Origin of the sequence: Streptomyces manipurensis, assembly GCF_049570255.1 — a bacterium.
Lineage (GTDB): Bacteria > Actinomycetota > Actinomycetes > Streptomycetales > Streptomycetaceae > Streptomyces > Streptomyces manipurensis.
In genome coordinates, this window is sequence record NZ_CP186950.1 from 5,010,985 (window position 1) to 5,037,881 (window position 26,897).

At 72.9% G+C, this 26,897-nt stretch carries 25 protein-coding genes; 8 read left to right on the plus strand and 17 right to left on the minus strand.

The genetic code is table 11. From position 1 onward, the window contains the following. Nucleotides 1–58 precede the first annotated feature (58 nt). The gene (locus tag ACPU2J_RS23340; protein WP_361591520.1) at nt 59–712 is read right to left on the minus strand and encodes a response regulator transcription factor; all 654 of its coding nucleotides are present in this window, start codon (nt 710–712) and stop codon (nt 59–61) included. Between the two features lie 34 nt (nt 713–746). Beyond that, nucleotides 747–1,895, minus strand: a complete 1,149-nt coding sequence (locus ACPU2J_RS23345) for a sensor histidine kinase (protein WP_423835000.1) — start codon at nt 1,893–1,895, stop codon at nt 747–749. 177 nt (nt 1,896–2,072) lie between these two features. Between ACPU2J_RS23345 and ACPU2J_RS23350 the strand changes: the two genes are divergently transcribed. After that, nucleotides 2,073–2,645: a hypothetical protein gene (locus ACPU2J_RS23350; protein WP_423833932.1), complete on the plus strand. Its 573-nt coding sequence runs from the start codon at nt 2,073–2,075 to the stop codon at nt 2,643–2,645. Between the two features lie 61 nt (nt 2,646–2,706). Here ACPU2J_RS23350 and ACPU2J_RS23355 read toward each other — a convergent pair whose 3' ends face one another. After that, complete coding sequence (locus ACPU2J_RS23355) at nt 2,707–3,279, minus strand: cob(I)yrinic acid a,c-diamide adenosyltransferase (RefSeq protein WP_361591526.1); 573 nt, start codon at nt 3,277–3,279, stop codon at nt 2,707–2,709. A gap of 214 nt (nt 3,280–3,493) precedes the next feature. Here ACPU2J_RS23355 and ACPU2J_RS23360 point away from each other — a divergent pair, with 214 nt between their 5' ends. The 3 genes from ACPU2J_RS23360 (at nt 3,494) to ACPU2J_RS23370 (ending at nt 7,685) form a co-directional block, all read left to right on the plus strand. After that, a complete protein-coding gene (locus ACPU2J_RS23360; RefSeq protein ID WP_399815611.1) occupies nt 3,494–4,342 on the plus strand; it encodes a 3-hydroxyacyl-CoA dehydrogenase family protein in 849 nt (282 codons plus the stop codon). 176 nt (nt 4,343–4,518) lie between these two features. Next, nucleotides 4,519–4,842, plus strand: coding sequence for an STAS domain-containing protein (locus ACPU2J_RS23365; protein ID WP_361591530.1), 324 nt, complete (start codon nt 4,519–4,521; stop codon nt 4,840–4,842). Nucleotides 4,843–5,036: 194 nt separating this feature from the next. After that, the gene (locus tag ACPU2J_RS23370; RefSeq protein WP_420079578.1) at nt 5,037–7,685 is read left to right on the plus strand and encodes an ATP-binding protein; all 2,649 of its coding nucleotides are present in this window, start codon (nt 5,037–5,039) and stop codon (nt 7,683–7,685) included. A 55-nt stretch (nt 7,686–7,740) separates the two neighbouring features. Here the strand turns inward: ACPU2J_RS23370 and nucS are convergent, their stop codons facing one another. Beyond that, nucleotides 7,741–8,412: an endonuclease NucS gene (gene nucS, locus ACPU2J_RS23375; protein WP_361591534.1), complete on the minus strand. Its 672-nt coding sequence runs from the start codon at nt 8,410–8,412 to the stop codon at nt 7,741–7,743. 220 nt (nt 8,413–8,632) lie between these two features. Here nucS and ACPU2J_RS23380 point away from each other — a divergent pair, with 220 nt between their 5' ends. Then, the gene (locus ACPU2J_RS23380) at nt 8,633–9,025 is read left to right on the plus strand and encodes an SCO5389 family protein (RefSeq protein WP_030009605.1); all 393 of its coding nucleotides are present in this window, start codon (nt 8,633–8,635) and stop codon (nt 9,023–9,025) included. Between the two features lie 25 nt (nt 9,026–9,050). Here ACPU2J_RS23380 and ACPU2J_RS23385 read toward each other — a convergent pair whose 3' ends face one another. Then, nucleotides 9,051–10,082 (minus strand): LLM class flavin-dependent oxidoreductase, encoded by a 1,032-nt coding sequence (locus ACPU2J_RS23385; protein ID WP_420079577.1) that lies wholly within the window; start codon nt 10,080–10,082, stop codon nt 9,051–9,053. 230 nt (nt 10,083–10,312) lie between these two features. On the opposite strand from ACPU2J_RS23385, the gene ACPU2J_RS23390 reads away from it, so the two are divergent. Then, nucleotides 10,313–10,639 (plus strand): ATP/GTP-binding protein, encoded by a 327-nt coding sequence (locus ACPU2J_RS23390; protein ID WP_361591538.1) that lies wholly within the window; start codon nt 10,313–10,315, stop codon nt 10,637–10,639. Nucleotides 10,640–10,652: 13 nt separating this feature from the next. Here ACPU2J_RS23390 and ACPU2J_RS23395 read toward each other — a convergent pair whose 3' ends face one another. From ACPU2J_RS23395 to mce, 7 genes are all read right to left on the minus strand, one after another. Beyond that, nucleotides 10,653–11,486, minus strand: coding sequence for an ABC transporter permease (locus tag ACPU2J_RS23395; RefSeq protein WP_423833933.1), 834 nt, complete (start codon nt 11,484–11,486; stop codon nt 10,653–10,655). Next, complete coding sequence (locus tag ACPU2J_RS23400) at nt 11,483–12,595, minus strand: ABC transporter ATP-binding protein (RefSeq protein WP_361591542.1); 1,113 nt, start codon at nt 12,593–12,595, stop codon at nt 11,483–11,485. Before ACPU2J_RS23400 ends, ACPU2J_RS23395 begins: the two co-directional genes overlap by 4 nt. A 145-nt stretch (nt 12,596–12,740) precedes the next feature. Continuing rightward, a complete protein-coding gene (locus ACPU2J_RS23405) occupies nt 12,741–13,520 on the minus strand; it encodes an ABC transporter permease subunit (protein WP_420079575.1) in 780 nt (259 codons plus the stop codon). Between the two features lie 2 nt (nt 13,521–13,522). After that, nucleotides 13,523–14,509, minus strand: coding sequence for an ABC transporter ATP-binding protein (locus ACPU2J_RS23410; protein ID WP_423833934.1), 987 nt, complete (start codon nt 14,507–14,509; stop codon nt 13,523–13,525). Nucleotides 14,510–14,609: 100 nt separating this feature from the next. After that, complete coding sequence (locus ACPU2J_RS23415; RefSeq protein ID WP_420079573.1) at nt 14,610–15,548, minus strand: cellulose-binding protein; 939 nt, start codon at nt 15,546–15,548, stop codon at nt 14,610–14,612. A gap of 196 nt (nt 15,549–15,744) precedes the next feature. Further along, on the minus strand, nt 15,745–20,301 hold the full coding sequence (gene scy / locus ACPU2J_RS23420; RefSeq protein WP_420079572.1) for a polarized growth protein Scy: 4,557 nt from the start codon (nt 20,299–20,301) through the stop codon (nt 15,745–15,747). A 190-nt stretch (nt 20,302–20,491) separates the two neighbouring features. Beyond that, complete coding sequence (gene mce / locus ACPU2J_RS23425) at nt 20,492–20,920, minus strand: methylmalonyl-CoA epimerase (protein ID WP_361591552.1); 429 nt, start codon at nt 20,918–20,920, stop codon at nt 20,492–20,494. A 135-nt stretch (nt 20,921–21,055) separates the two neighbouring features. Here mce and ACPU2J_RS23430 point away from each other — a divergent pair, with 135 nt between their 5' ends. Next, entirely contained in the window at nt 21,056–22,255 is a 1,200-nt protein-coding gene (locus ACPU2J_RS23430) for an acetyl-CoA C-acetyltransferase (RefSeq protein WP_361591554.1), read from the plus strand. A 79-nt stretch (nt 22,256–22,334) separates the two neighbouring features. Next, a complete protein-coding gene (gene meaB / locus ACPU2J_RS23435) occupies nt 22,335–23,297 on the plus strand; it encodes a methylmalonyl Co-A mutase-associated GTPase MeaB (RefSeq protein ID WP_361591556.1) in 963 nt (320 codons plus the stop codon). Between the two features lie 48 nt (nt 23,298–23,345). Here meaB and ACPU2J_RS23440 read toward each other — a convergent pair whose 3' ends face one another. The 5 genes from ACPU2J_RS23440 to ACPU2J_RS23460 all read right to left on the minus strand — a co-directional run bounded on the left by ACPU2J_RS23440 (nt 23,346) and on the right by ACPU2J_RS23460 (nt 26,716). Beyond that, complete coding sequence (locus tag ACPU2J_RS23440; RefSeq protein ID WP_423833935.1) at nt 23,346–23,924, minus strand: PepSY domain-containing protein; 579 nt, start codon at nt 23,922–23,924, stop codon at nt 23,346–23,348. Nucleotides 23,925–24,044: 120 nt separating this feature from the next. Beyond that, nucleotides 24,045–24,548 carry a MarR family winged helix-turn-helix transcriptional regulator gene (locus ACPU2J_RS23445; protein WP_420082350.1) on the minus strand — a complete coding sequence of 168 codons (504 nt, stop codon included), beginning with the start codon at nt 24,546–24,548 and terminating at the stop codon, nt 24,045–24,047. Nucleotides 24,549–24,612: 64 nt separating this feature from the next. Next, complete coding sequence (locus ACPU2J_RS23450; protein ID WP_361591707.1) at nt 24,613–25,413, minus strand: AIM24 family protein; 801 nt, start codon at nt 25,411–25,413, stop codon at nt 24,613–24,615. 14 nt (nt 25,414–25,427) lie between these two features. Then, nucleotides 25,428–26,078, minus strand: a complete 651-nt coding sequence (locus ACPU2J_RS23455) for an AIM24 family protein (protein WP_030768970.1) — start codon at nt 26,076–26,078, stop codon at nt 25,428–25,430. Next, nucleotides 26,078–26,716, minus strand: coding sequence for an AIM24 family protein (locus ACPU2J_RS23460; protein WP_361591560.1), 639 nt, complete (start codon nt 26,714–26,716; stop codon nt 26,078–26,080). The genes ACPU2J_RS23455 and ACPU2J_RS23460 overlap by 1 nt, the downstream gene beginning before the upstream one ends. Between the last annotated feature and the right edge of the window lie 181 nt (nt 26,717–26,897).

Sequence of the window (26,897 nt, forward strand, 5' to 3'; positions counted from 1 at the left end):
GCGTAGAAAGGTCTGGACCAACCGTCAAGAGGTCCAGACCGGTGCGCGTCACCTCGCCTCAGAGGCCCAACTCCTGCGCCAGGACGGCGGCTTGGAGTCGACTGCGCAGCTCCAGCTTGCCCAGCAGCCTGCTGACGTGGGTCTTCGCCGTGGCCTCCGCCATCTCCAGCCGCTCGGCGATCTCCGCGTTCGACAGGCCCTCGCCCAGGGCGCTCAGGACCTCCCGCTCGCGGGGGGTCAGGGAGGCGACCGCCGCCGCCTTCTCCGGCGCCGGGGCGGTCCGTACCGGACGCGGCGCCGCGAACTCGGCGATCAGCCGCCTGGTCACCGCCGGCGAGATCAGGCCCTCCCCGCGCGCCACCGTGCGGACCGCCGAGATCAGCTCGGCCGCATCCGCGTTCTTCAGCAGGAACCCGGCGGCCCCGGCCCGCAGCGCCCCGAAGACGTACTCGTCCAGATCGAAGGTGGTCAGCACCAGCACGTCCGCGAGCGACTCCGCGACCACCTGCCGGGTCGCGGACACCCCGTCGAGCCGCGGCATCTGCACGTCCATGAGGACGAGATCCGGCCGCAGCTCACGGGCCAGGCGCACCGCCTCCTCCCCGTCGCCGGCCTCGCCCACCACCTCGATGTCGCCCGCACTGCGCAGGATGAGCACCAGCCCCGCGCGCACCGCGCCCTGGTCCTCGGCCACCACCACCCGGATGGTCATCTCTCCACCGTCTCCTTCCATGTCCTGCCCGGCCTCACGCGGGCAGCGCCGCCCGTACGCGCCACACCGCGCCCGCGCGGCCCGCCGTGAACTCCCCGCCCAGCAGCTCCGTCCGCTCCCGCATGCCGATCAGGCCGGCCCCGGAGCCCGGGGCGCGGGGCCCGGGCCGGTCGCCGTAGGGCGAGTCCACCCCGACGGTCAGCAGCCCGTCCGCGCGGGCGACGCGGACGGTGACCGTGCCGGGCACGGCGTGCTTGAGGGCGTTGGTCAGGGACTCCTGCACGATCCGGTACGCCGCCAGCTCCACCGGCGCCGCCGCGGGCTCCCCGGGCGGCCGGTCGTCGTGGAGCTCGAAGGTCAGACCGCTCGCAGAGCCGTTGGTCCCCGCCTGCGCGACGAGCGCGTCCAGGCCGTCGAGGGAGGGCACGGCGACCGGCTCGTGCGTACCGTCGGCGTCCCGCAGCAGTCCGATCAACCGACGCATTTCGGCCAGTCCCTGCACGCTGTTCTCCCGGATCACCCCGAGCGCGTCGCGGCTGGTCGCCTCCGTGTCGATGGAGAGCGCCGCCGTGGAGTGGATCGCGATCGCGGAGAGGTGGTTGGCCACCATGTCGTGCAGCTCGCGGGCCATCCGGGCGCGCTCTGCGGCCACGGCCTGGCTGCGGTCCATCTCGGCCAGCAGCGCCGTCTGCTCGGCGCGCAGCCGGGCGGCCTCGGCCGCCTCCCGGTGGTTGCGCAGCGTGGCACCGGTCAGGGCCGGGGCGAAGCTGACGATGCCGGTGACCGCGCCGATCAACAGGGCCTGCGGAGTGCGCAGCCAGGCCAGCGAGGCGATGGTGATCACGACGGTGATCAGCCCGGTGGTGACCGGGAGCCGCCGGGCCATGGCCGGTTTCCCGTAGACCACGGCGGCGTACATCAGGTCGGTGAAGATGATGACGGTGGCGAGGCTGCCGACGGTGAACTGGTCGGCGATCACCCCCACCGTGCCGACGCTCAGGGTCACCCGCGGCGCCGTGCGGCGCAGCAGCTCCATCGCGCCCAGCACCACGAGGGGCACCAGCGCGGCCCAGGCGGGCAGGGAACCGCGCCCGGGGCTGCTGTAGACGCCGAGCGACCAGAAGACGAGGCCCGCGGCGACGCTGACCACCGCGAGGAGGACGTCGTCACGGTGGGGGCGCATGTTCTTCGGGGTCACGGTCCCATCCAACAGTGTGTACGCGCCCCGCACGTCGGCGGAGCGGCCGAGGTGCGGCTACATCGAAGGGTGCAGGTCCGGATGGTCATTCGCGACGACGCGACGCGCGGTGGCGGACGGGAGCCTTGAGGGGAACGACCAACCGAACGGACGGAGAGTCCCGTGATCGTCGCGCTGATCATCGCCTGTGAGATCGGCTTCTGGGTCCTGCTGGCGGCCGGGCTGGCCCTGCGCTACCTCGCGAAGATGCCCCGGCTGGGAGCGGCGGTCCTGCTGTGCGAGCCGCTGATGGAGCTGGTGCTGCTCGTCGTCACCACGATCGACCTCAAGAACGGCGCCGCGCCGGACTGGAAGCACGGCGTGGCCGCCCTCTACATCGGCTACACCGTCGCCTACGGCCACTACACGATCAAGTGGCTCGACGGGCACGCCGCGCACCGCCTGGCCGGCGGGCCCAAGCCGGCCGGCGCCGGTCACGGCCGGGCCCGGGTCGTGCACGAGTGGAAGCTGTGGGCCCGTACGGTTCTCGCCGCCGCGGTCGGCGTCGGCCTGCTCCAGGCCGCCATCTGGTACGTCGGGGACGCGGGCGACATCAGCTCGCTGCGCGCCTGGCAGTCCGGCGCCCTGCGGGCGGTCGCCATCCACGCGCTCGTCGCGCTCGGCTACAGCGTGTGGCCGCCGAAGGAGCCCGGGGGCGCGGGGGAGAAGCCCTCTGCGGCCCACGCCGGGCGCTGACCGCGTCCCGCGGCCCCGGTCCGCACCCCGGCCCGGACCCGCGTACGGGCCCGCGTCCGTCTCAGCGCTCGCCGCCCGGCACCCACAGCACGTCCCCGACCTCCTTGTTGGCCACCCGGGCCAGGATGAACAGGAGGTCGGAGAGGCGGTTCAGGTAGGTGGCGGTCAGCGGGTTCATCACCTCCGCGTGCACCTCCAGCGCCGCCCAGGTGGACCGCTCCGCGCGCCGGACCACCGTGCAGGCCTGGTGCAGCAGGGCGGCGCCGGGGGCGCCGCCGGGCAGGATGAAGCTGCGCAGCTTCTCCACCTGCTCCAGGAAGAGGTCGCAGTCCGCCTCCAGCTTGTCGATGTAGAACTGCTCCACCCGCAGCGGCGGGTACTCGGGGTTCTCCACCACCGGCGTGCAGAGGTCCGCGCCCACGTCGAAGAGGTCGTTCTGCACGCGGACCAGCACCTTCACGACCTCCGCCGGCAGGCTGCCGAGCGCGATGGCGGTCCCGATGGCCGCGTTGGCCTCGTTGGCGTCGGCGTACGCGGAGATCCGCAGGTCGGTCTTGGCCGTGCGGCTCATGTCGCCCAGGGCGGTCGTGCCCTTGTCGCCGGTACGGGTGTAGATGCGCGTGAGGTTCACCATGCGGCCAGGGTAGACGGACCCGGCGGGGCCCCTCCCGCGGCGGGTCCGGGCGAACTGGGGGGCCGGGCAGGGCTGCTGGGCCGTACCGGTGTGATGTCCGTCATCTGAGACGTGACGCGTGTTACTTCACGGTCACACCGCACCGCCCGGACGCTAGTCTCCGCCGGAGTGGCTGCGAAGCCGTGCCGTATTTGAGAACAACGAGGGGTGTGCAGTGGCTGGGAAGCTCGCCGTCATCGGTGCGGGACTGATGGGTTCCGGGATCGCTCAGGTCTCCGCTCAGGCGGGATGGGACGTCGTGCTGCGCGACGTCACCGACGCCGCGCTGACCCGGGGCACGGACGGGATCAAGGCCTCGTACGACAAGTTCGTCTCCAAGGGCAGGCTGACCGCCGAGGACGCCGAGGCGGCGCTCGCGCGCATCACCACGACCACCGACCTCGACGCGGTGGCCGACGTGGACATCGTGGTGGAGGCGGTCTTCGAGAAGATCGAGATCAAGCACGAGATCTTCCGTGCCCTCGACAAGATCGTGCGCGAGGACGCCATCCTCGCCTCCAACACCTCCGCCATCCCGATCACCAAGATCGCGGCCGTGACGGAGCGTCCGGAGCGCGTCGTCGGTGCCCACTTCTTCTCGCCCGTCCCGATGATGCAGCTCTGCGAGCTGGTCCGCGGCTACAAGACGAGCGACGAGACCCTCGCCACCACCCGCGCGTTCGCCGAGTCCGTCGGCAAGACCTGCATCGTCGTCAACCGCGACGTCGCGGGCTTCGTGACGACCCGTCTGATCTCCGCGCTGGTCGTCGAGGCCGCCAAGCTCTACGAGTCGGGCGTGGCCACCGCCGAGGACATCGACATCGCCTGCAAGCTGGGCTTCGGCCACGCGATGGGCCCGCTGGCCACCGCCGACCTCACGGGCGTGGACATCCTGCTGCACGCCACCAGCAACATCTACACCGAGTCCCAGGACGAGAAGTTCGCGCCGCCGGAGCTCATGCGCCGGATGGTGGACGCCGGGGACTTCGGCCGCAAGAGCGGTCAGGGCTTCTACAAGCACTGAGCTCGGGCGGGCCACTGAGCGCCATCGTTCGAACGCCCTTCACCCGTCAGGGTGAATTAGGTATCGGTTCGCTCACGGTCGGCAACTTCCCTGCCCGCGCGGCAGTCAGTTGCAGTGAGAGTTGCCGACCACGGACCAGTGGAACCACTACGTACGCAGTACTGCCGGGAGTACACATGCACATCAGGGGCGACCACGCCGAACTCGCTGTCGGGGGCCGCCTCGACGTGCGCAGCGCGGCGGACGCCCGTACGGCCCTCCACACCGCCCTCGACGACGGCAGCGGCGACCTCGTGCTCGACCTGACCGCGCTCGACTCCTGGGACGCGACCGGGCTCGGCGTGATCATGGGTGCGCACCGGAGGGCCGGCCGGACGGGACGACGCCTCGTCCTGCGCGGCGTGCCGCCGCAGATGCAGCGCCTGCTCGTGGCGACCCGCCTGCACCGGATCCTCGCGATCGAGGGCGGCCTGGAGGCGGAGTCCCTGCCCCGGGTCTGATCCGGAAGCCGCCGGCCTCCGCATTTCCTGCGGAAACGTAACGGTCCGGTGGTGATCGAGCCGCTGCGGGTTTCCCGCACGACCGGCCACGGTCTAGGGTTCGGGCGGAAACCGGAACCAGTGGCGACAGCGGGAGCGCGACGGCCGGGAGGCACGACGGCGAGGCGCGCGGCCCGCGATCGGGGGACTGGGTCATGGACCGTACACAAGGGCAGACCGGGCGGACCGGACCGGAGGAGCGGCCCGCCGACGAGGCCCCGGTGCCCGCGGCCGCCCCGTCCGCACCCGCCCCGGCGGCGCCCGCGGCGGGCCCCGCGCGCGGCGGCTCCGCACCGGCGCAGCCCGCACGGGTCGTCACCCTCACCGCCGGGGACTACACCCTCACCGTCAATCCGGTCGACGGCAGCGAGATCGAGCCGCCGCGCCCCGGGACGGAACGCACCCGCCCCGCCCGGCGGACCGCAGCCGACCGCTCGGCCCGTGACGCCGCCGCCCGGCCGCCGGTGCCGCCGGGCGCCGCGATACCCGGCCGGCCCCTGCTCGAACGCGACGAGGAACGGGACCGCCTGGTCAGGCTGCTCGGCCGCGGCCGCTCCGTCCGCCTGACCGGCCCCTCCGGCTCCGGCCGCACCGCCCTGCTCGACGCCGTCGCCGCCCGCTGCGCCGGCCTCGCCCCCGACGGGGTCGTACGGCTCAGCGGCCACGGGCACCAGCAGCCCGGCGAACTCCTCCACGCCCTGTACGCGGCCGTCTACGAGGCCCCGCAGGCGCGGCCCGGACAGGGCGAGCTGCTCGCCGCCGTCCGCGAGATCGGCGCGGTCGTCCTCCTCGACGACCTGGAGATGGGCGGGCCCGCCCTCGACGAACTGCTTCACGCGACCCCCGAATGCGCCTACCTGCTGGCGGCCACCCCCGACACCCGGGCCCCCTCCGACGATTCCCACATCGAGGAGGTCTTCCTCGGCGGACTGGGCAGGGCCGCCTGCCTGGAACTGCTGGAGTCCGGCCTCGGCCGCCCGCTGACCGACGAGGAGGCCGCCTGGGCGGCAGACCTGGTCTTCGCCTCCGAGGGGCTGCCGCTGCGCTTCGTCCAGGCCGGCGCCCTGCTGCGGCAGCGCGACGAACTCAACCGCACGGACGCCGAGGACGACGACGAGGAGCCCGGCGTCTTCGAGGGGCGCCCCCGCGACGCCGCCCACGTGCCGCTCCCCACGCTCGCCGAGGGTGCGGCCCCCGCCGAGCTGCTGGCCTCACGGGTCAGCGAGTCGGCGCGCGCCGCCCTGCGCACCGCCTGCGCGCTGGGCGGCGAGCTGCCGCACCACGCGCACCTGCCCGCGCTGGTGGGGGACACCCACGCCGACACGGCGGTGGCGGAACTGCTGGCCTGCGGACTGCTCACGCCCGTCGGGACGCGCTACCGGCTGGCCGCCGGGGTCGCCCGGCAGCTGGAGGAGGCCGCGTACGGGGACACCGCGGCGGAGGAGGCCCGTACGGCGGCCCGGCACTACGCGTGGTGGACCGGCCATGCCTCGGTGGTCCCGGAGCGGGTCGCGGCCGAGGCGGACGCGGTCCTCGCGGCCCTCGCGGGTGCCGACGTGGTCGCCGCGGTGCTGCTGGCCCGTACGGCGGCGCCGGCCTTCGCGGCCTCCTTGCACTGGGAGGCCTGGGAGCGGGTGCTGCGCTCGGGCGCGGAGGCCGCCCGCAAGGCGGGGGAGGTCGCCGAACAGGCCTACTTCCACCACGAACTGGGTGTGCTGGCCCTGTGCGAGGGACGCGTGGACCGCGCCCGGGCCGAGCTGGAGACCTCGATCGGACTGCGCGGCGCGCTGGCCGACAAGCGGGGCACGGTGGCGGGCCGGCGGGCGCTGGCCCTGGTGGTGGACCGCGAGAAGGCGGGGACGGACGCGTCGCCGCCGCTGCGGCTCGCGGCGCCCGACGGGACCCCCACGGCCCCGGAGGCCGTGACGGCGGCGCTCCCGGCCGCCGGTGCCGCTGCCCCGGCGGCTCCGCCCACCCGCCCCGACGCGGTCACGAAGCCCGACGCGGTCACGAAGCCCGTCCCGGCGGCGAAGGCGGCGTCCGGCACGGGGCCCGTCGCGGCCCTCGGCGCGGGTCCCGGCGCCGCCGCGGCCCCCGGGGCGGCGCCTGCCGTCCCGGAGACGGCCGTGACGCGCGTGGCCCCCGTGACGCCCGCCGTGCCGGTCTCCTCCGAAGCGGTCACCCGGATGACCCCGGTGGTGCCGGTGACCGAGCGTTCGCAGACGCCCGCGACGCTCTCCGCGGTCTTCGAGGACGCCTTCCCGATGTCGCCGCAGCCGGCCCCGCCCACCGTCCCGGTCCCCGCCGCGGCACCCGGTCGGCCCTCCCGGGCCGCGGGCCGCCGCCGGCTGGTGCTGCTGGCGGCCGCGGGAGCGCTGGCCGTGGTCACGCTGGGCACCGTGGTGAGCCTGGCGATGAGCTCCTCGGACGCCGAGCCGCCCGCGGAGGGGCCCGCCTCCTCCTCCACCCCGGCGTCGTCGGCGCCCACCGTCGTCCAGCAGAACAGCGGGAACGATCCTGCACCCGAACCGCCCGTGACGGCACCGAGCGGCGGCGGCGCCACCGCCGGCACCCCGCAGGCGAGCTCCGCCGCGCCCTCGCCCGGCCGGACGCCGGGGCGCACCCCGAGCCGCCGTCCGTCCACGACGCCCACCAACTCCTCGCAGCCGGGCACCCCTTCGACCGGCCCGACCTCCGCGGGGCCCTCCCCGGCGCCCTCGGACACCGGCGAGCCCACGCCCACCGCCACCGCCCCGACCGGACCGGGAACGGCCACCGCCACCCTGCCCACCGCGACCCCGTGAAACGCCGACGGCTCCGTCCTCGCGGACGGAGCCGTCGTACGCGGCGCGAACGGGATCAGAACAGGCGGAGCTTGTCGTCCTCGATGCCGCGCATCGCGTCGTAGTCCAGCACCACGCAGTCCATGCCGCGGTCCGTCGCCAGCACCCTCGCCTGCGGCTTGATCTCCTGTGCGGCGAACACACCGCGGACCGGGGCCAGATGGGGGTCGCGGTTGAGCAGCTCCAGGTAGCGGGTCAGCTGCTCGACGCCGTCGATCTCACCGCGCCGCTTGATCTCCACGGCCACCGTCGCGCCCGAGGCGTCCCGGCACAGGATGTCCACGGGGCCGATCGCGGTCATGTACTCGCGCCTGATCAGGGTGTAGCCCTCGCCCAGCGTCTCGATGCGGTCCGCGAGCAGCTCCTGGAGGTGCGCCTCCACGCCGTCCTTGATGAGGCCGGGGTCGGTGCCGAGCTCGTGGGAGGAGTCGTGGAGGACTTCTTCCATGGTGATGATGAGCTTCTCGCCCGCCTTGTTGACGACCGTCCACACGCCCGCGTCGTCACCGCTCCCTTCCTTGAGGGTGCACGGGGGCGACATCCAGTTGAGCGGTTTGTACGCCCTGTCGTCCGCGTGGATCGAGACACTGCCGTCGGCCTTCACGAGGATCAGACGGGGTGCCGAGGGCAGGTGGGCGGTGAGCCGGCCCGCGTAGTCGACGGAGCAGCGGGCAATCACGAGACGCATGGTCGGCAACGCTACTCGACCCACGGCCCTCCACGCGATTCGCCCCTGAAAGCCCCGTTCGCCGATGGCGCGTTGTATGCGCATTCTCCTGGTGCGTCACCCTTGGGGCGCCTACCGTGGTGAGCGGGAGGTTGCGGTGCGTGCACGCTGCGTCGTCACCTCCTTCCCTGCCCGTAAGACTCCGGCAACCCGAACGGCCGGGGTCGCGAGAGGAGAACCCATGTCGCTCGACGTCTCACCGGCCCTACTCGAACAGGCCGAGCGAGGCGAGGTCGACGAAGCCGCTTTCGTCGACTGCGTCCGGACCTCCCTGCCCTTCGCATGGGAGATGATCAGCTCGCTGGTGGCACAGCTGAAGGTGGACGGCGGAGAGTTCGCCGACAACCAGACGCCGCCGCCGGACGAGCAGGCGCGCGGGCAGCTGCTGCGCGCGCTCGCGAGTGACGCGATACGCGGCGCGCTGCAGCGGCACTTCGGAGTGCGCCTGGCGTTCCAGAACTGTCACCGGGTGGCGGTCTTCCCGCTGGATCCCTCGGTGGACGACCGGTTGGCCAAGTTCACTTCGATCCGCGGCCAGCTGCTCAACCAGTCCCCGGAGCTGCGGGACTGCTGAGCAGGGGGCGCCGTCGTCGGTGATCTCAGCCGAGACGGGGCAGGACCTCGACGCCGAGCCGTCGGACGTTCTCCTCCGTCGCGGCGAGATCACCGGAGCCCTCCGTCATGAGGGCGAACCGCGTGATCCCCGTACGCGCGGCCGTGGCCGCCAGCCGGTCCGCCGCCAGCTCGGGCGTGCCCACCGGGTGCAGGTCGCAGAGCAGTTCCGTGTACGCCACCGGGTCCCGCATCGCACGCACCCGGCCGTCGACGGTCACGTGTGCGTCCAGGCCCTGCTTGAGCCAGCCCGGCATCGCCTTGAGCAGGACCTCGCGCGCGTCCGCCGTGCTGTCCGCGATCTGGCACACCCCTGCGGAGACGTGTCCGGCCGAGGCCACCAGCTCGGGCGCATGGCCGGCCGCCAGCGCCGTGCTCCGCCACAGCGCGACCATCTCCGCCTTGTTCTCGTCCCCGCAGTGCATGCCCAGCAGCATCGGCAGGCCCCGGCGGGCCGCCATCCGCACCGAGCCGGGCGAGGTGCACGCCACGATGACCTCCGGGCCGGTGCCGTCCCCGTCCAGGGCCTCCGACGGCCGCGGTACGACGGCCACCTCGCGGAAGGCGTACCGCTCGCCGACGGCGCCCACCCGGGCCTCGGTCAGCCAGCGCCGCAGCAGGTCCAGGGACTCCGGGAAGCCGTTCTCGTAGGCGTCCAGGCCGCTCCCGAACACCTCCAGGTCGACCCAGGGACCCCCGCGGCCCACCCCCAGCGTGAAACGGCCGCCCGAGACCATGTGCAGCAGGGCCGCCTGCTCCCCGAGCGCGACCGGGTGCGTGCTCGGCAGAACGCTCACCGCCGTGCCCACCCGGAGCCTCTCGGTGCGGCCCAGCAGCAGCCCCGCGAGGGTCACGGCCGAGGGGCAGACCCCGTACGGGACGAAGTGGTGCTCGGCGAGCCAGACCGAGTCGAGCCCCGCCCCCTCGGCCACCTCCGCCGTCCGCACCGCCCGGTGCAGTGCCTCGCCCTGTCCCTGGCCCGGGAACTGGGCCGCCAGTACAAACGCTCCTACGCGCATCGCCTTAGCCTCCTCGCGGCTGACGCGGCCTCCCCCAGGTGGACCGGTTCTTCCTATGGCAACAACGTCTGACACGTGCCAAAGGCACGGGCTGACACGAAAGTTATTGGGATTGTCTGGCCAGTCCTCGACGGTGGACCGCCCGTCCCTCGGACACCCTGCGGGTACCCGGCCTCGCTGCGCGTAGTCTGGAAGAAAGTCACTGCCGCCCGCCCCTCCGTGAGGTATACGTGTCACCGCGCAACAACCGCCCCAGGGGCGGCGAGACCCCGGACGACCGCCCCGGCATCGGTCTGGACCGCTTCGGCCTGGAGCGCACCGAGGAGTACCAGGGCGAGGACTGGAAGGTGCGGCACGTCGCCGGCGCGAGCGCGGCGGGCAAGCGCTACCGCTGCCCGGGCTGCGACCAGGAGATCCCCTCCGGCACCCCGCACCTGGTGGCCTGGCCGGAATACGGCGGAGTGGACGACCGGCGGCACTGGCACAAGGCCTGCTGGAACGCGAAGGACCGCCGCACCACGAAGGTGCAGCGGTCCCGCAACGCGCCCCGCCACTAGCGGGCGCGGAGGTTCAGACGTCCCGGCGGCCCACCAGGACGTAGGAGGCGGCCACGGCGCCGCCCGCGACGAGCACGATGAGCAGCAGGTGCGAGAGGTTGCTCGGCGCCTGGCCCAGGTCGCCGCCCTCCTCGATGCCGAACAGCTGGCTCAGCGCCACGGGCACGTTGCGCTGGAGGATCGACCGGCTCAGCGGGGCGACCGCCTCCCACATGGTCAGCATGGCCCCTATCACCGGCGGCAGCGTGACCACGCCGAGCATGACCGCGATCGCTCCGGCCGAGTGCCGCACCAGCGCCCCGATCGCGAGGGCCAGCACCCCGAGCAGCGTGACGTAGAAGCAGCCCATCAGCGCGCCGAACCACTCGTGGGCCGCGTGCGGGCCGGCCGCGGCGCCGCCGTGCGCGAGCGCCGCGGTGATCCCGACGACGAACACCGACAGCGAGGTGGCGACGAAGGCCGTGGCGCTGAAGACCAGGTACTTGGCCGTGAGCACCCGGTAGCGGTCGGGGGCGGCGGTGAAGGTGGTCCGCACCAGGCCGGTGCCGTGCTCCGAGGTGATCGTGAGCACGCCGAGCACCATCACCGCGAGCTGCCCGACCAGCAGGCCGAAGAGCGCGGGGGTGGTGAAGGAGATCGAGACGTAGTTCTCGTCGGAGGTCTGGGAGACGACCGCCAGGCCGACGCCCACCACCGTCACCACCAGGGCGCCCAGCGTGAACAGGGTCGAGCGGATGGAGACCAGCTTGGTCCACTCCGAGGCGAGGGCGTGCCCCAGGTGCGGCCGCGGCGTGGGGAGGGGCGAGCTGTAGCTGCGCGGCTCCGGCGTCGTGGTCGTCGTGGTCATCGGCTGTCCTCGGGGGTGTTCTTGGCGCTGCCCGCGAGTTCGCCGGGGCTGCTGGGCATCAGGAAGGGCTGCCCGCCCTCGCCGGGCGGCGGGGGAGCGAAGAAGCCCGTCTGCGGCACCTCGGGGGCCGCCGGCTCCTCCCACGCGGGGAGGGTGAGCGGCTCGGGTTCCCAGAGCTCGGCCCGCGGGTCCTCGGTGGAGGTGTACTCGACCGCGGACTGGGTCATCCGCATGTACGCCTCCTCCAGGGAGGCCCGGTGCGGCGACAGCTCCCAGAGCCGTACGCCGGCCGCGTGCGCGAGGTCGGAGATGCGCGGGAGGTCCAGCCCGGTCACGCGCAGTGCTCCGTCGGGCTCCTGGAGGACCCGGCCGCCCGCCCGGGCGAGGGCCGTACCCAGCGCTTCCCGGCCATCGGGGCCGGTGTCGGCCGCACGCACCCGAGCGAATCCGGCCGAGTTGTGGGCGATGAACTCCTGGGTGCCCATGTCGGCGAGCAGCCGCCCCCGCCCGATGACGATCAGGTGGTCGGCGGTCAGCGCCATCTCGCTCATCAGGTGGGAGGAGACGAAGACGGTGCGGCCCTCGGAGGCGAGCCGGCGCATGAGGTTGCGCACCCAGAGGATGCCCTCGGGGTCGAGTCCGTTGACCGGCTCGTCGAACAGCAGCACCTGGGGGTCGCCGAGCAGGGCGGTGGCGATGCCGAGCCGCTGGCCCATGCCGAGGGAGAAGCCCTTCGTGCGCTGCCGCGCGGCGTCCTGCAGGCCCACCACGGCCAGCACCTCGTCCACCCGCTTCTCCGGGATCCCGGAGAGCTGGGCGATGGAGAGCAGGTGCGTACGGGCGCGCCGCCCGCCGTGGACGGCCTTGGCGTCGAGGAGGGCTCCGACGTGCCGCTGGGCGTTCGGCAGCTCGCGGAAGGGGGCTCCGTTGATCGTGACATGACCGGACGTGGGCCGGTCCAGGCCGAGGATCATCCGCATGGTGGTGGACTTCCCGGAGCCGTTCGGCCCCAGGAATCCGGTCACGTGACCCGGCTTGACCTGGAAGGACAGCTGGTCGACGGCGGTCTTGGCGCCATAGCGCTTGGTCAGGCCGACTGCCTCGATCATCTGTGTGCCCCTTACCAGGCCGGGACGACTTTCGCCCGCGTAAGGCTTAAGAGGATAACGAGGGTCGTGCGGTTCCGTCCCGTGCCGGATCCCTGAGGCATCCCTGAGACCGCCCCGGGGATTGCCCGGAGGGCGGCCCGGGCCGTCAGGCGTCGCGCTTGTTCAGGACGAGGAGACCGCCGAGCACCGCCGCGGCCACCCACAGCAGCATGATCCCGAAGCCGCCCCAGGGTCCGTAGGGAGTGGTGGCGCCGTCCATGGCGTTCGGCACCACCTGCATGATCTTGGATCCGGCCTGGTCGGGGAGGTACTGGCCGAACTTCCGGGTCGCCGACACCGCTCCGAGGATGTTGGAGATCAGCAGGAAGAACGGCACCAGGATGCAGATCGCCAGGACCGAGCTGCGCATGATGGCCGTCGCGCCCATCGAGAACAGCGCGATCATCGCCATGTAGAGGCCCGCGCCGACGACGGCGCGCAGGACGTTCTCCTCCCCGATGCCGATGCTGCGGTCGCCCAGGATGGCCTGCCCGAGGAAGAACGACAGGAAGCTGGTCACCAGACCGACCACCAGGGCCAGGGCGGTGGCGACGGTGAGCTTGCCGAGCAGGAGGGTGGGCCGGGACGGCACCGCGGCCAGGGAGCTGCGGATCATGCCGGTGCTGTACTCGGTGCCGACGACGAGCACCCCGAAGACGATCATCGCCAGCTGGCCGAGGGTCATGCCGGCGAAGCTGGCGAGCGTCGGGTCGAAGGTGAGCTGCTGCTCGCGCGGCATGTCCGAGAAGGTCGCGTTCACGGCCAAGCACAGCGCGGCGCTGATCCCGACGGTGACCACGAGGGCGGCCACGAGGGTCCAGGTGGTGGAGGCGACGGTACGGATCTTGGTCCACTCGGAGCGGAGGACGGCGGGGAAGGCTGCCACGATCACTCACCGCCCTTGCGGCCGGACTCGAAACCGGCGCCCCAGGCGGGGACGTCGGCGGGGCGGGCCGGGTTGCCGCCCGGCGCGTGGGCGTGGTACTCGACGGTGTCCGCCGTCATCCGCATGAACGCCTCCTCCAGTGATGCCCGTTGCGGGCTGAGTTCGTGAAGCACGATCCCGTGCCGGGCCGCCAGCTCGCCGAGCTGCTCCGCACCCGTCCCGTCGATCTCCAGTGCGCCGGAGTCCGGGACGGCGACGGCGGTGATCCCGGCCTCGTGCAGCAGGTCCTTCAGCCGCTCCTGCTGCGGCGAGCGCAGCCGGACGTAGCTGCGCGAGTTCTCCTGGATGAAGTCGGCCATCGACATGTCCGCCAGCAGCCGGCCCCGTCCGATGACGATCAAATGGTCCGCGGTCAGGGCCATTTCGCTCATCAGGTGGGAGGACACGAAGATCGTCCGGCCCTCCGAGGCCAGGCCCTTCATCAGATTGCGGATCCACAGAATGCCCTCGGGATCCAGGCCGTTCACCGGCTCGTCGAACATGAGGATCTGCGGATCACCGAGCAATGCGGCGGCGATTCCCAGTCGTTGCCCCATGCCCAGCGAAAATCCTTTGGACTTCTTCTGGGCGACGGGCGTCAGGCCCACCAGATCCAGTACTTCGGCGACCCGGGCTTCGGGGATGCGATTCGACTGGGCCAGACAGAGAAGGTTGTTGTATGCACTTCGGCCACCGTGCATCGATTTTGCGTCAAGTAGTGCGCCGACGTATTTCAGTGGCTCCGGGAGTTCCCGGTAGCGCCTGCCGTCGATCCGGACCCTGCCGGCGGTGGGGTTGTCGAGGTCGAGCATCATGCGCATCGTCGTCGACTTCCCGGCGCCGTTGGGGCCGAGGAAACCGGTCACCACTCCCGGCCGGACCCGGAAGCTGAGGTTGTCCACGGCGGTCGTCGTACCGAATCGTTTGGTGAGTCCCTCGAGCTCGATCATGCGGCCACGCTAGAACGCCCGAGGGCCCTACGCCACCTCGATCGGGTGACATAGGGCCCTCGAACCGGGCTGCCGCGCCTCCGGCGTGAGCCGGGTGTGCTCAGCGGGTCTGCTGCGCCGGGACGCCGCGGGTGACCGGCTCGTCGTCGACGATCGGGTTGGCCGCCGCGACGGCCGCGCCGGTGAGCGTCGCCAGCATCTCGCGGACGTTGGTCAGCTGGGCGTTGATCGAGTCGCGGCGGTTGGTGAGCGCCGCCAGCTCGCGCTCGGACTCGCTGCGGATGCGGTCGGCCTTGGCGTTGGCGTCGGCCACGATGTCCTCGGCCTGGCGCTGCGCGGTCTCCACCGTCTGGCGGGCCCGGCGCTCCGCGTCCGTACGCAGCTTCTCGGCCTCCAGGCGCAGCTGCTCCGCGCGGTGCTCGATCTCCGCGAGGCGCTTCTCGGCCTTGGCCTGGCGCGAGGCCAGGTCGCGCTCGGACTGCTCGCGGCGCTTGGCCAGGTTGGTCTCGAAGTCCGCGGCGGCCTGGGCGGCCTTGGCGCGGGTCTCCTCGAAGAGCGCGTCGGCCTCCTCGCGCTTGGACGCCGCGTCCTTCTGGGCCTCGGCGCGCAGCGTCGCCGCGTCGCCCTTGGCCTTCTCGACGATGCGGACGCCCTCGTCCTCCGCCTTCGACTTGCGGTCGGCCGCGAACGACTCGGCGTCGTTGCGCACCTGCTGGGCGGCCGACTCGGCCAGCTCACGGTGCTGCTCGGCCGCGCGACGGGCCTCCTCGCGCAGGTCCTTCGCCTCCTCCTCGGCCAGCCGGAGGATCTTCTCGACCCGGGCGCCGAGACCCGCGTACGACGGCTCCGCGTCGTTCACCTGGGCCTGGGCGTTCTGCGTCTCGAGGTGCAGCTCCTCGATCCGCTTTTCCAGAGCGTTGATACGTCCAAGGGCGCTGTCGCGGTCGGAGACCAGCTTGGTAATGCGGTCGTCCACCTGACCGCGGTCGTAACCACGCCGCACGAGCTCGAAGCCGAAGGGGGAGGAAGTGTCGCTCATGGGGTTCCTGTCGAATGAGACCGATGAGGTGCTACGTGAGGTGTTAAGGGGAATCCTAGGCGCCCAGACGGCGTGTCATCGAGTCAATCCGCGTTTGATCTGGACAATGACACCCCTTTTGAGTGGCAAGGCGACGGAATGCTTGTCACCCGTTCGCCTGAACCTTCATCAGGTGCACACATCACCGAGCACTCGGCTAGCTCTCTGACGACTTGCCACCCGAACGAGTGGATCCCGCTGTCGCTCCGGCCTTCACGCCCCCCGCGCCCTGGCCACCGACCGCCGGCTTTCCGCCGCCCGAAGGCGCCTCGAATGATTCCAACGCCTCAAGAACGTCCTGGACACGGGAGATCTCCCCCTGAATGTCCTGCCGCCTGCGCACCAGGACCTCCAGCTCGCGGCGGCCCTCCTCGACGAGGCGCTCGGCCTCCGCCTTGGCCTCCGACAGTGCCTTCTCGGCCTCCCGCGCCAGCTCGGCCTTCTTCTGCTCGGCCTCCTTCAGCAGGGCCTCGGCCTTGCGCACCGCGGCGATGCGGACCTTGCTCGCCTCGCTGCTCGCGTCCGACACCAGCTCCTTGGCCTTCGCCTCGGCCTCGACGCTCTGCTCGGTCGCGGCACGCACCAGCTTGTCCACGCGCTCGCCGGCCGACTTCATCTGCTCGGCGGACTCCCGGCGGGCGCGCTCGTGGAGCTCCTCGACCTCGCCCTCGACCCGGCCGCGCAGCTCCTCGGCCCGCTCCCTTATGGCGGCGGCGTCGCTGCGCGCACCGACCAGCAGCTCGTTCGCGTCCGTACGGGCCTTCTCCACCATGGAGTTGCCCTCTATCGTCGCCTCCGAGGTGATCCGCGCGGCCTCCTTGCGGGCGGCGTCGACCATCGCGTCGGCCTGCTCCTCGGCCGCCGTGGTGGCGGCGAGGGCCTGGGCCTGGGCGTCCGCGGTGAGCTTGTCCGACTCCACCGCCGCTTCCGTGATGAGCCGGTCGACCTGCTCCGCGGCCTCGCTGCGGCGCTTGTTGGCCTCCTCGCGGGCCTCGTCCAGCAGCCGCTCGGAGTCCGTACGGGCCTCCGCGCGCAGCCGCTCCGCCGCGGCGGCGGCCTCCGCCTTGACCCGCTCGGCCTCCTGCCGGGTACGGGTCGCGTGCTCCTGGGCCGAGGACAGCGCCTCGGAGGCCTCCGCCCGCAGCCGCTCGGCCTCGGACGCCGCCTCGCCGACCGTGCGCTCGTTGTCCTTGCGGGTCTGCTCGGTGAGCTTGTCGCACTCGGACGCGGCCTCGGTGACGAGCCGGTCCGCCTGCTCGGCCGCCTCGGTGCGCAGCCGGTTGGCCTCGGCGCGCGCCTCGTCCATCGTCTGCGCGGCGTCCCGTTCGGCACCGGCCAGGGTCTCGGCCGCGGCGGCCGTGACGCGGTCCGCCTCGGCGGTGGCCTCGCCGATGATCCGGCCGCCCTCCGCGCGGGCGTCGTCCAGGACCTTCGCCGCCTCGGCGCGCAGCCGGTCGGCCTCCGCCGCGGCCTCGCCGACGGTGGCCTCGTTGGCCACCCTGGTCTCGTCGATCAGCCGGTCGCCCTCGGCGCGCGAGTCGACCATGATCTTCGCCGCGTCCCGCTCGGCGCTCGCCAGGGTCTCGGCGGCCTGCGTCTTGAGCCGGGCGGCCTGGGTGGTGAGGCGTTCGGCCTCCGCCGCCGCCTCGCGCACGGTCGCCGCGTTCGCGGCGCGGGTCTCCTCGGTCAGCCGCTCCGCCTCCGCGGCGGCCTCCGTGATGAGGTGGTCGACCTGCTCGGCCGCCTCGGTGCGCAGCCGGTTGGCCTCGGCGCGCGCCTCGTCCAGCGTGCCCGCGGCCTCGATGCGGGTCGCCTCCGCGATCTCGGCGGCGTCGGTGGTGATCCGCTCCGCCTCCGCCTGCGCCTCGGCGACCGTGGCCGCGTTCGCGGCGCGGGTCTCCTCGACCAGCCGGCCGGCCTCGGCCTGTGCCTCGGCCGTGATCCGGGCGCCCTCGGCGCGCGAGGACTCCAGGGACTCCGCCGCCTCGCCGCGGATGCGGTTCGCGTCGTCACGGGCGTCGGCCCGGGTCCGGGCGGCGTCCCGCTCGGACGCGGCGAGCGCGTCCGTGGCCTCGGTGCGCACCCGCTGCGCGTACTCGGCGGTGTCCGCGCGCAGTTGCTCCGACTCGGCGATCGCGTCGCCGACCGTGCGCTCCGCCAGGGCCTTCGCCGCGTCCGTCTCCGCGCGCGCCGCGCTGCGGATCCGGTCGGCGTCCGCGGTCGCGCGCTCGCGCTCCTCGTGGGCGTCCGCGCGGACGCGCGCGGCCTCCTCCTCGGCCTCCGTCCGCGTCCGCTCCGCCACGTGCTCGGCGGCGCTGCGCAGCCCGGCGATCTCCTCCTCGGCCTGCTCGTGCAGACCGGCCACGGAGTCGCGGACCTGCTGGGCGGTGGCCTCCGCCGCCGACACGAGCTCGGCCGCGCGGCGCTCCGCCTCCTCGGTCAGGCGGGCCGCCTCGGCCTGCGCCTCCTCCGAGCGGCGGCGGGCCGCGGCCAGCAGCTCCTCGCTCTGCTCACGGGCCTGCGCCCGCTCCTGATCGGCGTCGGTCCGCGCCGACGCGAGGGTCTCCTCGGACTCCCGGCGGCGGCGGGCGGCCTCCTCCTGGGCGGCGGCCAGCGCCTCCGCGGCCTCCGCGGCGACCCGCTCGGCGGCGGCCTTCGCCTCGGCGCGCAGCCGGTCCGCGGTCTCCTGGGCCTCCGAGCGCACCCGCTCGGCCTCGGCCTCGGCCTCGCCGCGCAGCCGCACGGCCACCTGCTCGGCCTCCGCGCGCACCCGGCCGGCGTCCTGGGCCGCCTCCGTGCGCAGCTGGTCCGCCTCCGCCTCCGCCTGCGTCTGCAGGGTGCGGATGCGCTCCGCCGACTCGGCGCGCAGCCGGTCGGCCTCCTCGGAGGTCTCCCGGCGGATGTTCTCCGCGGCCGTACGGGCGTCGCGCAGGGTCTGCTCGGCGGTGGCCAGGCGGCCCTCGGCGTCCGTGTGCAGCCGGACGAGCTCCTCGTCGGCCTCCGCCCGCTTCGCGGCGAGCGCCTGCTCGGTCTCCTCGCGCCGTGCGAGCGCCGCGGCGTCCGCCTCGGCGCGTACGGCCTCGGCCTGCTCCTCGGCCTCCGCGCGCAGCCGTTCGGCCTCGGCGCGGGTCCGCTCCAGGGTCTCCTCGGCCTGCTTGCGCAGGGTGCCGGCCCGCTCGACGGCCTCGGCGCGGACCCGCTCGCTCTCGGTGGTGGCGCCGCCGCGCAGTTCGTCCGCGTCGGCCTTGGCCTTGCCGAGCAGCTCCTCGGCGGTCTTGGCCGCCTCCTCGATCTGCTGGACCGCCTCGCGGCGGGCCTCGCCGCGGATCCGCTCGCCCTCGGCGACGGCCTCCGCGCGCAGCTGCTCGGCCTCGCCGCGCAGCCGGCGGGCCTCCTCCTGGAGCTCGACCGTACGGGCCCGGTACTCCTCGGTGTCGTCCTTCGCGGCGCCCTTGAGCTCGTCGGCGGTCGCCGCCGCCTGCAGGCGCAGCCGGTCGGCCTCCGCCTCGGCCTCGCGGCGGATCCGCTCGGCCTCCTCGGACGCCGAGCGGGTGGTGGCCCGGGCGTCCTCCGAGGCCTTGTTGAGGATGTCCTCCGCCGTCCGCGCCGCCTTGGCGAGCTGCGCGGACATGTCCTCGGCCGCGGCCGTACGGGCCTGCTCCCCGGCCTCGGTGCGCTGGCGCTCGGCGTCCGCGCGGGCGTCGGCGAGAGCCTGCTCCGCCTCGGCCTTGAGGAGTTCGGCCTCCTTGGTGGCCTCCCCGACCAGCCGGGCGACCTGCTCCTTGGCGGTGCGGGTGCGCTGCTCGTTGACCGATTCGGCCGAGGCGAGCTGCCGCGCGGCGCTCTCCTTGGCGTCGGCGAGGACCTTCTCGGCCTCGGCGCGCGCCTCGCGCAGCGCGGAGTCGGCCTCCTGCATGCGGGACTCGGCGATGCGGCCGAGGTCCAGGGTCTGCTGCCGGGTCTGCTCGGCCTCGGCGGAGGTGGTGGAACGCAGCCGCTCGGCGTGCTCGCTGGCCTCCTGGGCCTGCGTGGAGGCCGCGGTCAGCAGCCGCTCGGCCTCCTTGCGGGCGCGCAGCAGGGTGGCCTCGGCCTCGGCGCGGCCGGCCTCGGAGGCCTCGGCGAGCCGGCGCCGGGTCTCCTCGGCGACCCGGGCGGCCTCGGCGCGGGCCGCGTTCAGGGCCTGCTCGGCCTCGGCGCGGGACTCCTCCATGAGCCGGCGCGCCTGGGCCTCGGTGCGGGCGCGCAACTGCTCGGCCCAGGCCACGTTCTCGTTGACGTGCGCCTCGACGGTCTGGCGGCGCTCGTTGAGCTCCTGGTCCAGCCGCTGGCGGCGGTTGACGGCCTCGGCGTGCAGTTCGGCCTGGAGGCGTGCCTGGTGCTCGGCGTGCTCCTGGAGGATGCGCTGCGTCTGTGCCCGGGCGTCGCGCAGCTCCCGCTCGGCGTCGGAGCGCATCTGGTCGGCCTGGATCTGGGCGTTGCGCAGCAACTGCTCCGCCTGGTAGCCCATGTCGGCGCCGTCGTAGGCGGGCCGGGACGCGAGGGCCCGGCGTACCTCGTGGAGCTTGGCGCGCAGCACCTCGACCTGGTAACCCAGGTCCTCAGCGTGCTGGACGGCCTTCCCGCGCTCCTTCTTCAGCCGCTCCATCTCGGCCTCGAAGCGCGAGAGATGGTCGGCCTCGGCCTGATGGCTCTCCTGGCTTTCGTAGCCCCGCACAGCGCGGTCCCATCCGTCCCCTGGTCGCAAGCTCACTCCAATGAGCATCGCTCGCCCGCTGAACGACGCCCCCGGGGAATGGTGTCAGATACCGGGGCAGGGGTCACAGGCCCCGACCCCGTCTCCGCACCGAACCCCGGCCGAGCCATGGCCACTCTACCGGCCGGGGAATCGGGCCATCAGTGGTCCGTCAATGGTCGGGGTTCGCGGTGACGAGTTCGGTGAGGACTCCGTGGCAGTCCTTGGGGTGCAGGAAGGTGATCGAGGAGCCCATCGAGCCTGTTCGCGGCTGGTCGTAGAGGACGCGGACGCCCTTGCCGCGGATGGCCTCCGAGTCGCCGAGGACGTCCTCGGTGCCGAAGGCGATGTGGTGCACGCCCTCGCCGTTCTTGGCGAGCCACTTGCCCACCGCGGAGTCCTCGCGGGTGGGCTCCAGGAGCTGGATGTAGGAGGCGCCGCCGTCGGAGGTCCCGTTGATCTTCAGCATGGCCTCTCGGACGCCCTGCTCCTCGTTGACCTCGGAGTGGAACACCTCGAAGCCGTACGTGGCACGGTAGAACTCGACGGTCTTGTCGAGGTCGAAGCAGGCGATCCCGATGTGGTCGATTCTTGTCAGCATGGTGACAGTGCACCGCCGAAGGGGGTCGTCACGCAACGTGCGCGCGATCACACCGGCAGCCCGGTGACCGTCGCGGTACCGCCCAGTACATTCACGTAAACCCTCGTTCACTCCTCATCCAAGGGGCTGTGCCTCATGTCCGGATCGAACAACACCACTTCCGTGATCGTCGCCGGGGCCCGCACGCCCATGGGGCGGCTGCTCGGCTCGCTGAAGTCCTTCTCGGGTGCCGACCTCGGCGGCTTCGCCATCAAGTCCGCCCTGGAGCGGGCCGGCATCTCCGGGGACCAGGTCCAGTACGTGATCATGGGCCAGGTGCTCCAGGCCGGCGCGGGCCAGATCCCCGCCCGCCAGGCGGCGGTCAAGGCCGGCATCCCGATGAACGTCCCGGCCCTGACCATCAACAAGGTGTGCCTCTCCGGCCTGGACGCGATCGCGCTGGCCGACCAGCTGATCCGCGCGGGCGAGTTCGACGTGGTGGTCGCGGGCGGCCAGGAGTCCATGACCAACGCCCCTCACCTGCTGCCGAAGTCCCGCGAGGGCTACAAGTACGGCGCGATCGAGATGCTGGACGCGATGGCCTACGACGGCCTGACCGACGCCTTCGAGAACATCGCGATGGGCGAGTCCACCGAGAAGCACAACACCCGCCTGGGCATCGAGCGCGCTCCGCAGGACGAGTTCGCCGCCGCCTCCCACCAGCGCGCGGCCGCCGCCCAGAAGAACGGCGTCTTCGAGGCCGAGATCACCCCGGTCGAGATCCCGCAGCGCAAGGGCGACCCGGTGGTCTTCTCGGCGGACGAGGGCATCCGCCCCGAGACCACCGTGGAGTCCCTGGGCAAGCTGCGTCCGGCCTTCGCCAAGGACGGCACGATCACCGCCGGCACCTCCTCGCAGATCAGCGACGGCGCGGCCGCCGTGGTCGTGATGAGCAAGGCGAAGGCCGAGGAGCTCGGCCTGGAGTGGATCGCGGAGATCGGCGCCCACGGCAACGTGGCCGGCCCGGACAACTCGCTCCAGTCGCAGCCGTCGAACGCGATCCTGCACGCCCTGGAGAAGGAGGGCCTGGAGGTCTCCGACCTGGACCTCATCGAGATCAACGAGGCCTTCGCCGCGGTCGCCGTGCAGTCGATGAAGGACCTGGGCGTGACCCCGGAAAAGGTGAACGTCAACGGCGGTGCCATCGCCCTGGGCCACCCGATCGGCATGTCCGGCGCCCGCGTGGTGCTGCACCTGGCGCTGGAGCTGAAGCGCCGCGGCGGCGGTGTCGGCGCGGCCGCGCTGTGCGGTGGCGGCGGCCAGGGCGACGCGCTGATCGTCCGCGTCGCGAAGTAGGCGGCGGCCCGGCCGCCGGGCGGGTACCGGCCCGGCGGCCCCCACGTATCCCGTACGAGAACCGAGGAGCGCAGCACGTATGACGGCGGTGGACGTCCCCCAGCTGGTGGCCCAGGCGCGGGAGGGCCGACCGAGAGCGGTGGCCCGGCTGATCTCGCTGGTCGAGGGGGCGTCCCCGCAGCTGCGCGAGGTGATGGCCGCGCTGGCCCCGCTGACCGGCGGTGCGTACGTGGTGGGCCTGACCGGCTCGCCCGGCGTCGGCAAGTCCACCTCGACCTCGGCGCTGGTCTCGGCGTACCGCAAGGCGGGCAAGCGCGTCGGCGTGCTGGCCGTGGACCCGTCCTCGCCCTTCTCGGGCGGGGCGCTGCTCGGTGACCGGGTGCGGATGTCGGACCACGCCTCCGACCCGGGCGTCTACATCCGTTCCATGGCCACCCGCGGCCATCTGGGTGGTCTCGCGTGGGCTGCCCCGCAGGCGATCCGGGTGCTGGACGCGGCGGGCTGCGACGTGATCCTGGTCGAGACGGTCGGGGTGGGGCAGTCGGAGGTGGAGATCGCCTCGCAGGCGGACACCTCGGTGGTGCTGCTGGCCCCCGGGATGGGCGACGGGATCCAGGCCGCGAAGGCGGGCATCCTGGAGATCGGCGACGTGTACGTGGTCAACAAGGCGGACCGGGACGGCGCGGACGCCACCGCCCGGGAGCTGAACCACATGCTGGGGCTGGGCGAGGCCCGCGGCAGGCACGACTGGCGGCCGCCGATCGTCAAGACGGTCGCGGCCCGCGGTCAGGGCATCGACGAGGTCGTCGAGGCGCTGGAGAAGCACCGGGCGTGGATGGACGAGCGCGGGGTGCTGGCCGAGCGGCGCGCGGCCCGGGCCGCACGGGAGGTCGAGACCATCGCGGTGACGGCCCTGCGGGCGCGGATGGCGGACGTCCACGGCGACGCGCAGCTGGGCGCACTGGCCACCCGGGTCGCCGAGGGCGACCTGGACCCCTACGCGGCGGCGGACGCCCTCCTGGCGAGCCTCACGGAGGCCTGACAGCGCGCGTCCGGCGGGAGCGGGGAGCCGCTCCCGCCGGGTGCCGCGTCAGTTGTTCCCGTCGCCCGAGTCGGAGTCGGAGCCACCGGAGTCCGAGCCGGACGTGGTGACCTTGCCCGTGGCGTGGTCGACCTGGACGTCCCAGGTCTTCCCGTCCTTGCCCGTGATCTCGACGTGCCAGGAGGCCGTGCCGTCGTCGTCGTCCCATTCGACGGTGGTGACCTGGCCCGCGTGGGCGGCGAGCGCGGCCTTCGCGGCCTGCTCGGCGGTGACCTTCGCGCCGGTCAGCGGCTTGTTCTCGGCCGCGTTCTCGTTGGTGTCCTTGTTCTGTTCGGTGACCGCGCCGGTCGCGGACACCTCCAGTTCGGCGTGGCCCCGGCCGTCCTTGCTGACGACGTCGACCTGCCAGACGGCGCCGTCCAGGTCGAGGGACTCGATCACGCCGGGGTAGTGCTTCAGGGCGGCCGCGGCCGCCTCCTCGGCGGACACCTGGGCCGGTACGGCGGCGGCCGCCGCGGCCGTCCTCGCCGTGTCGGCGGTGGCCGCGGACGCGACCGCCGCCGGACCTCCGGCCATCAGGACGACGGCCGTGGCCGCGGAGACGTACAGGGTGCGGGTGCGCTTCATGGCTGGACCTCCTCAGGCCGGCCATTGCGCTCACGGGTGCCCGGCGGCGGCCGGCAGCGGGCGGACACCGCCCATTGTCCGGCCGCCCGCCGTCCGGGGCGCGCCCAGCGCCCGCGGGGCTCAGATCTTGCCGCGGGTGCCGCGCAGGTGCTCCGCCACGGGGGTCAGGGAGGCGCGCAGGTCCGCGAGGGCCTCCGGGGGCAGCAGGTCGATGAAGTGCCGGCGCACGGACGCCACGTGGTGCGGGGCGACCTTGCGCATGGTCTCCATGCCCTCGTCGGTGAGCACCGCGTAGAGGCCGCGGCGGTCGGACTCGCAGTTGACGCGCCGGACCAGGCCGGAGGTCTCCATGCGGGTGATCTGGTGGGACAGCCGGCTCTTGGACTGCAGGGTCGCCGTCGCGAGATCGCTCATCCGCATCCGGTGGTCCTGGGACTCCGAGAGGTTCACGAGGATCTCGTAGTCGTTGTTGGTGAGTCCGAAGGGCTGGAGATCCTTTTCCAGCTGGTGCATCAGCAGCCGGCTGACGTCCAGGTGGGTGCGCCAGGCGCACTGCTCGGCGTCGGTCAGCCAGGGGGTATCCCCGGACGGGGTCCGGGGAGCTGCGGCCGTCTCGGTCTCCATGGTCTCCATGAATGAACTCTACCTAAAAAGTTGAATTACGTACAAAGATCGGGGTGCGGGCCGGTCACAGGCCCAGGCGGCGCTGGAGGTCGCCCAGCTGCCCCGGCATCCGCGGCACGCCCAGTTGGCCCATGGGTCCCTGGCCCGCGCCCGGGACGCCCTGGTTGTTGCCCGCGGCCGCGCCGGCGCCCACCGTGCCCACCGCATGCTCGGCCATGAGCGCCTCCGAGGACTGCAGCAGCACCGTGCCGGCCCCGACGAACTCGAACTGGTGCTCCTCGCCGGAGCTGCCCCCGATGCCCGTCAGCGACCGCAGCCCGCCCATCACGCCGGACATGTACCCGTGGTCGTAATGGTGGCAGGGGGACGGGCAGTCCGCCCAGCCGACCAGCGCCTGCGGGTCCACGCGCAGCGGCGGCTCCATGAAGACCACCGGGCCGTTCGACGCCGCCACGAACTTGCCGGTCCCGATCAGGGTCAGGAAGCCGGGGACGATCGACTGCTTCAGTGCGAGGGAGGGCTCGTAGGCGAGCAGGTTGCCCGAGCGGATCGTGAGGTTGCCGTTGTCCAGGTCGAACGAGTTCACGTCGAAGGCCCGGTCGGCCAGCAGCATCTTGCCCTGGCCCTCGGCGACCACCCAGTCGCTCGCGTGCAGCGGGGAGTGGAAGCTGGTGCGCAGCAGGCGGTCGAAGCGGCCGTGGCCGATGCCGTTGAACTCGATGCGCCCGTAGTACGAGATCATCTTGCCCTTCTGCAGGAACCACTGGTTCCCCTTGAGCTCCACGCAGAAGGTGTAGGCGTTCACGTTGTCGTCGGACGGCAGCGTGTACGGGTCGAAGACCGTCGGGCCGCCGGGCCCGGCCATCACGGGGCCAAAGTTCACAGCTTCTCCTCGGAGGCCTGTACGTACACCGCGCCCTGGCCGGACAGTTCCAGCTGGAACGCCTCGCCGGAGCCGCGCCCCACCATGTCCCGCCAGCCGAGGGCGGTGGAGAGCTTGTTCCTGACGTCCCCGTGGTGGGCCACGTACGCCTGCGGGTCCACGTGGACCGGCCGGTTCGGGGTGATGGGGAGCTCGATGACCCCGCCGTGCGCCATCACGGCCACCGATCCGTGGCCCTTGAGGGTGGTGGTGAACAGGCCCTGGCCGGTCACCTGGCCGCGGACCATGCCCATGACCCCGCCCTGGGAGCCCATGAACATCGTGCCCTGCTGGAGGGTTCCGTCGAAGGCGAGCAGCCGGTCCGCCTCGACGTAGAGGGTCTCGCCGGTCAGGTTGATCACCTGGATGTGGTGGCCGCCGTGGCCGAACATCACGGTGCCGCTGCCCTCGACCGTCATCAGCGGGGTCTGCTCGTTCGCCACCCGGCGCCCGATCATGCCCATGACCCCGCCCTGACCGCCCGTCAGGCTCGGGGTGAAGGAGACGTCGCCGCGGTAGGCGAGCATCGCGCCGCGCTGGCTGAACATCCGCTGGCCGGGGACCACCTGGGCCTCGACCATCTTGGAGTTGATCTCGCGGAACGGCATCAGATGTCGCCCCCGACGGTGTTGCGCTCGCTCGGCTGCACGTAGACCAGGCCCTCGCCCTCGAAGCGGATCTGGAACGCCTCGCCGGAGCCCTCGCCCATCAGCGTGCGGAAGGTCACACCGGACTGGAAGGACTGCTGGAGGTTGCCGGTGTGCGCGATGTACGCGCCCGGGTCGACGGACAGCGGGTACTGGGCGCTCACCCGCAGCACCACGGCCGGGCCGTCGGACATGATCGCGGCCTGGCCCGAGCCCTCGACCGTCGTGGTGAACAGGCCGTTGCCCGTCGACGCCCCGCGCAGCCCGGTGAAGGTGGTGCCGGTCCGCAGGCCGGCGTCCGTGCACAGCAGGTTGCTGGACTCGACGTAGAGCTTCTCGCCCTGCAGGCTGACCAGGTTGATCTCACTCGCGCGGTCGGCGAAGAAGCAGGTGCCGTGCCCCTGTACCTCCATCACCGTCATCTGCTCGCCGGTCAGCCGGCGGGTCACCATGCCGCGGAGGCCTTCGCCGCCGCCGCTCATCTTCTTGAAGGCCATCTGCCCGTCGTACGCGACCATGGAGCCGTTCTTCGCTTTCACGGCGTCCCCGGTCAGGTCGACGGCCAGCACCTTGCTGCCTTGGAGTCGGAACTGAGCCACGGGGAGACGTTATCCGCAGCGGGCGGACGCGAACAGGGTCTCGTGGCCGGATATGTGACACACCCGGGCGATTGGGCGCGATCCCGGTGCGGCCCGCGGCCGCCGCGCAGGAGGGGTCGGGTCAAGATCGAGCAAAGAGGCTGAGACACTGGGTCCCGACCCTGGCCTCCACCACCGAAGG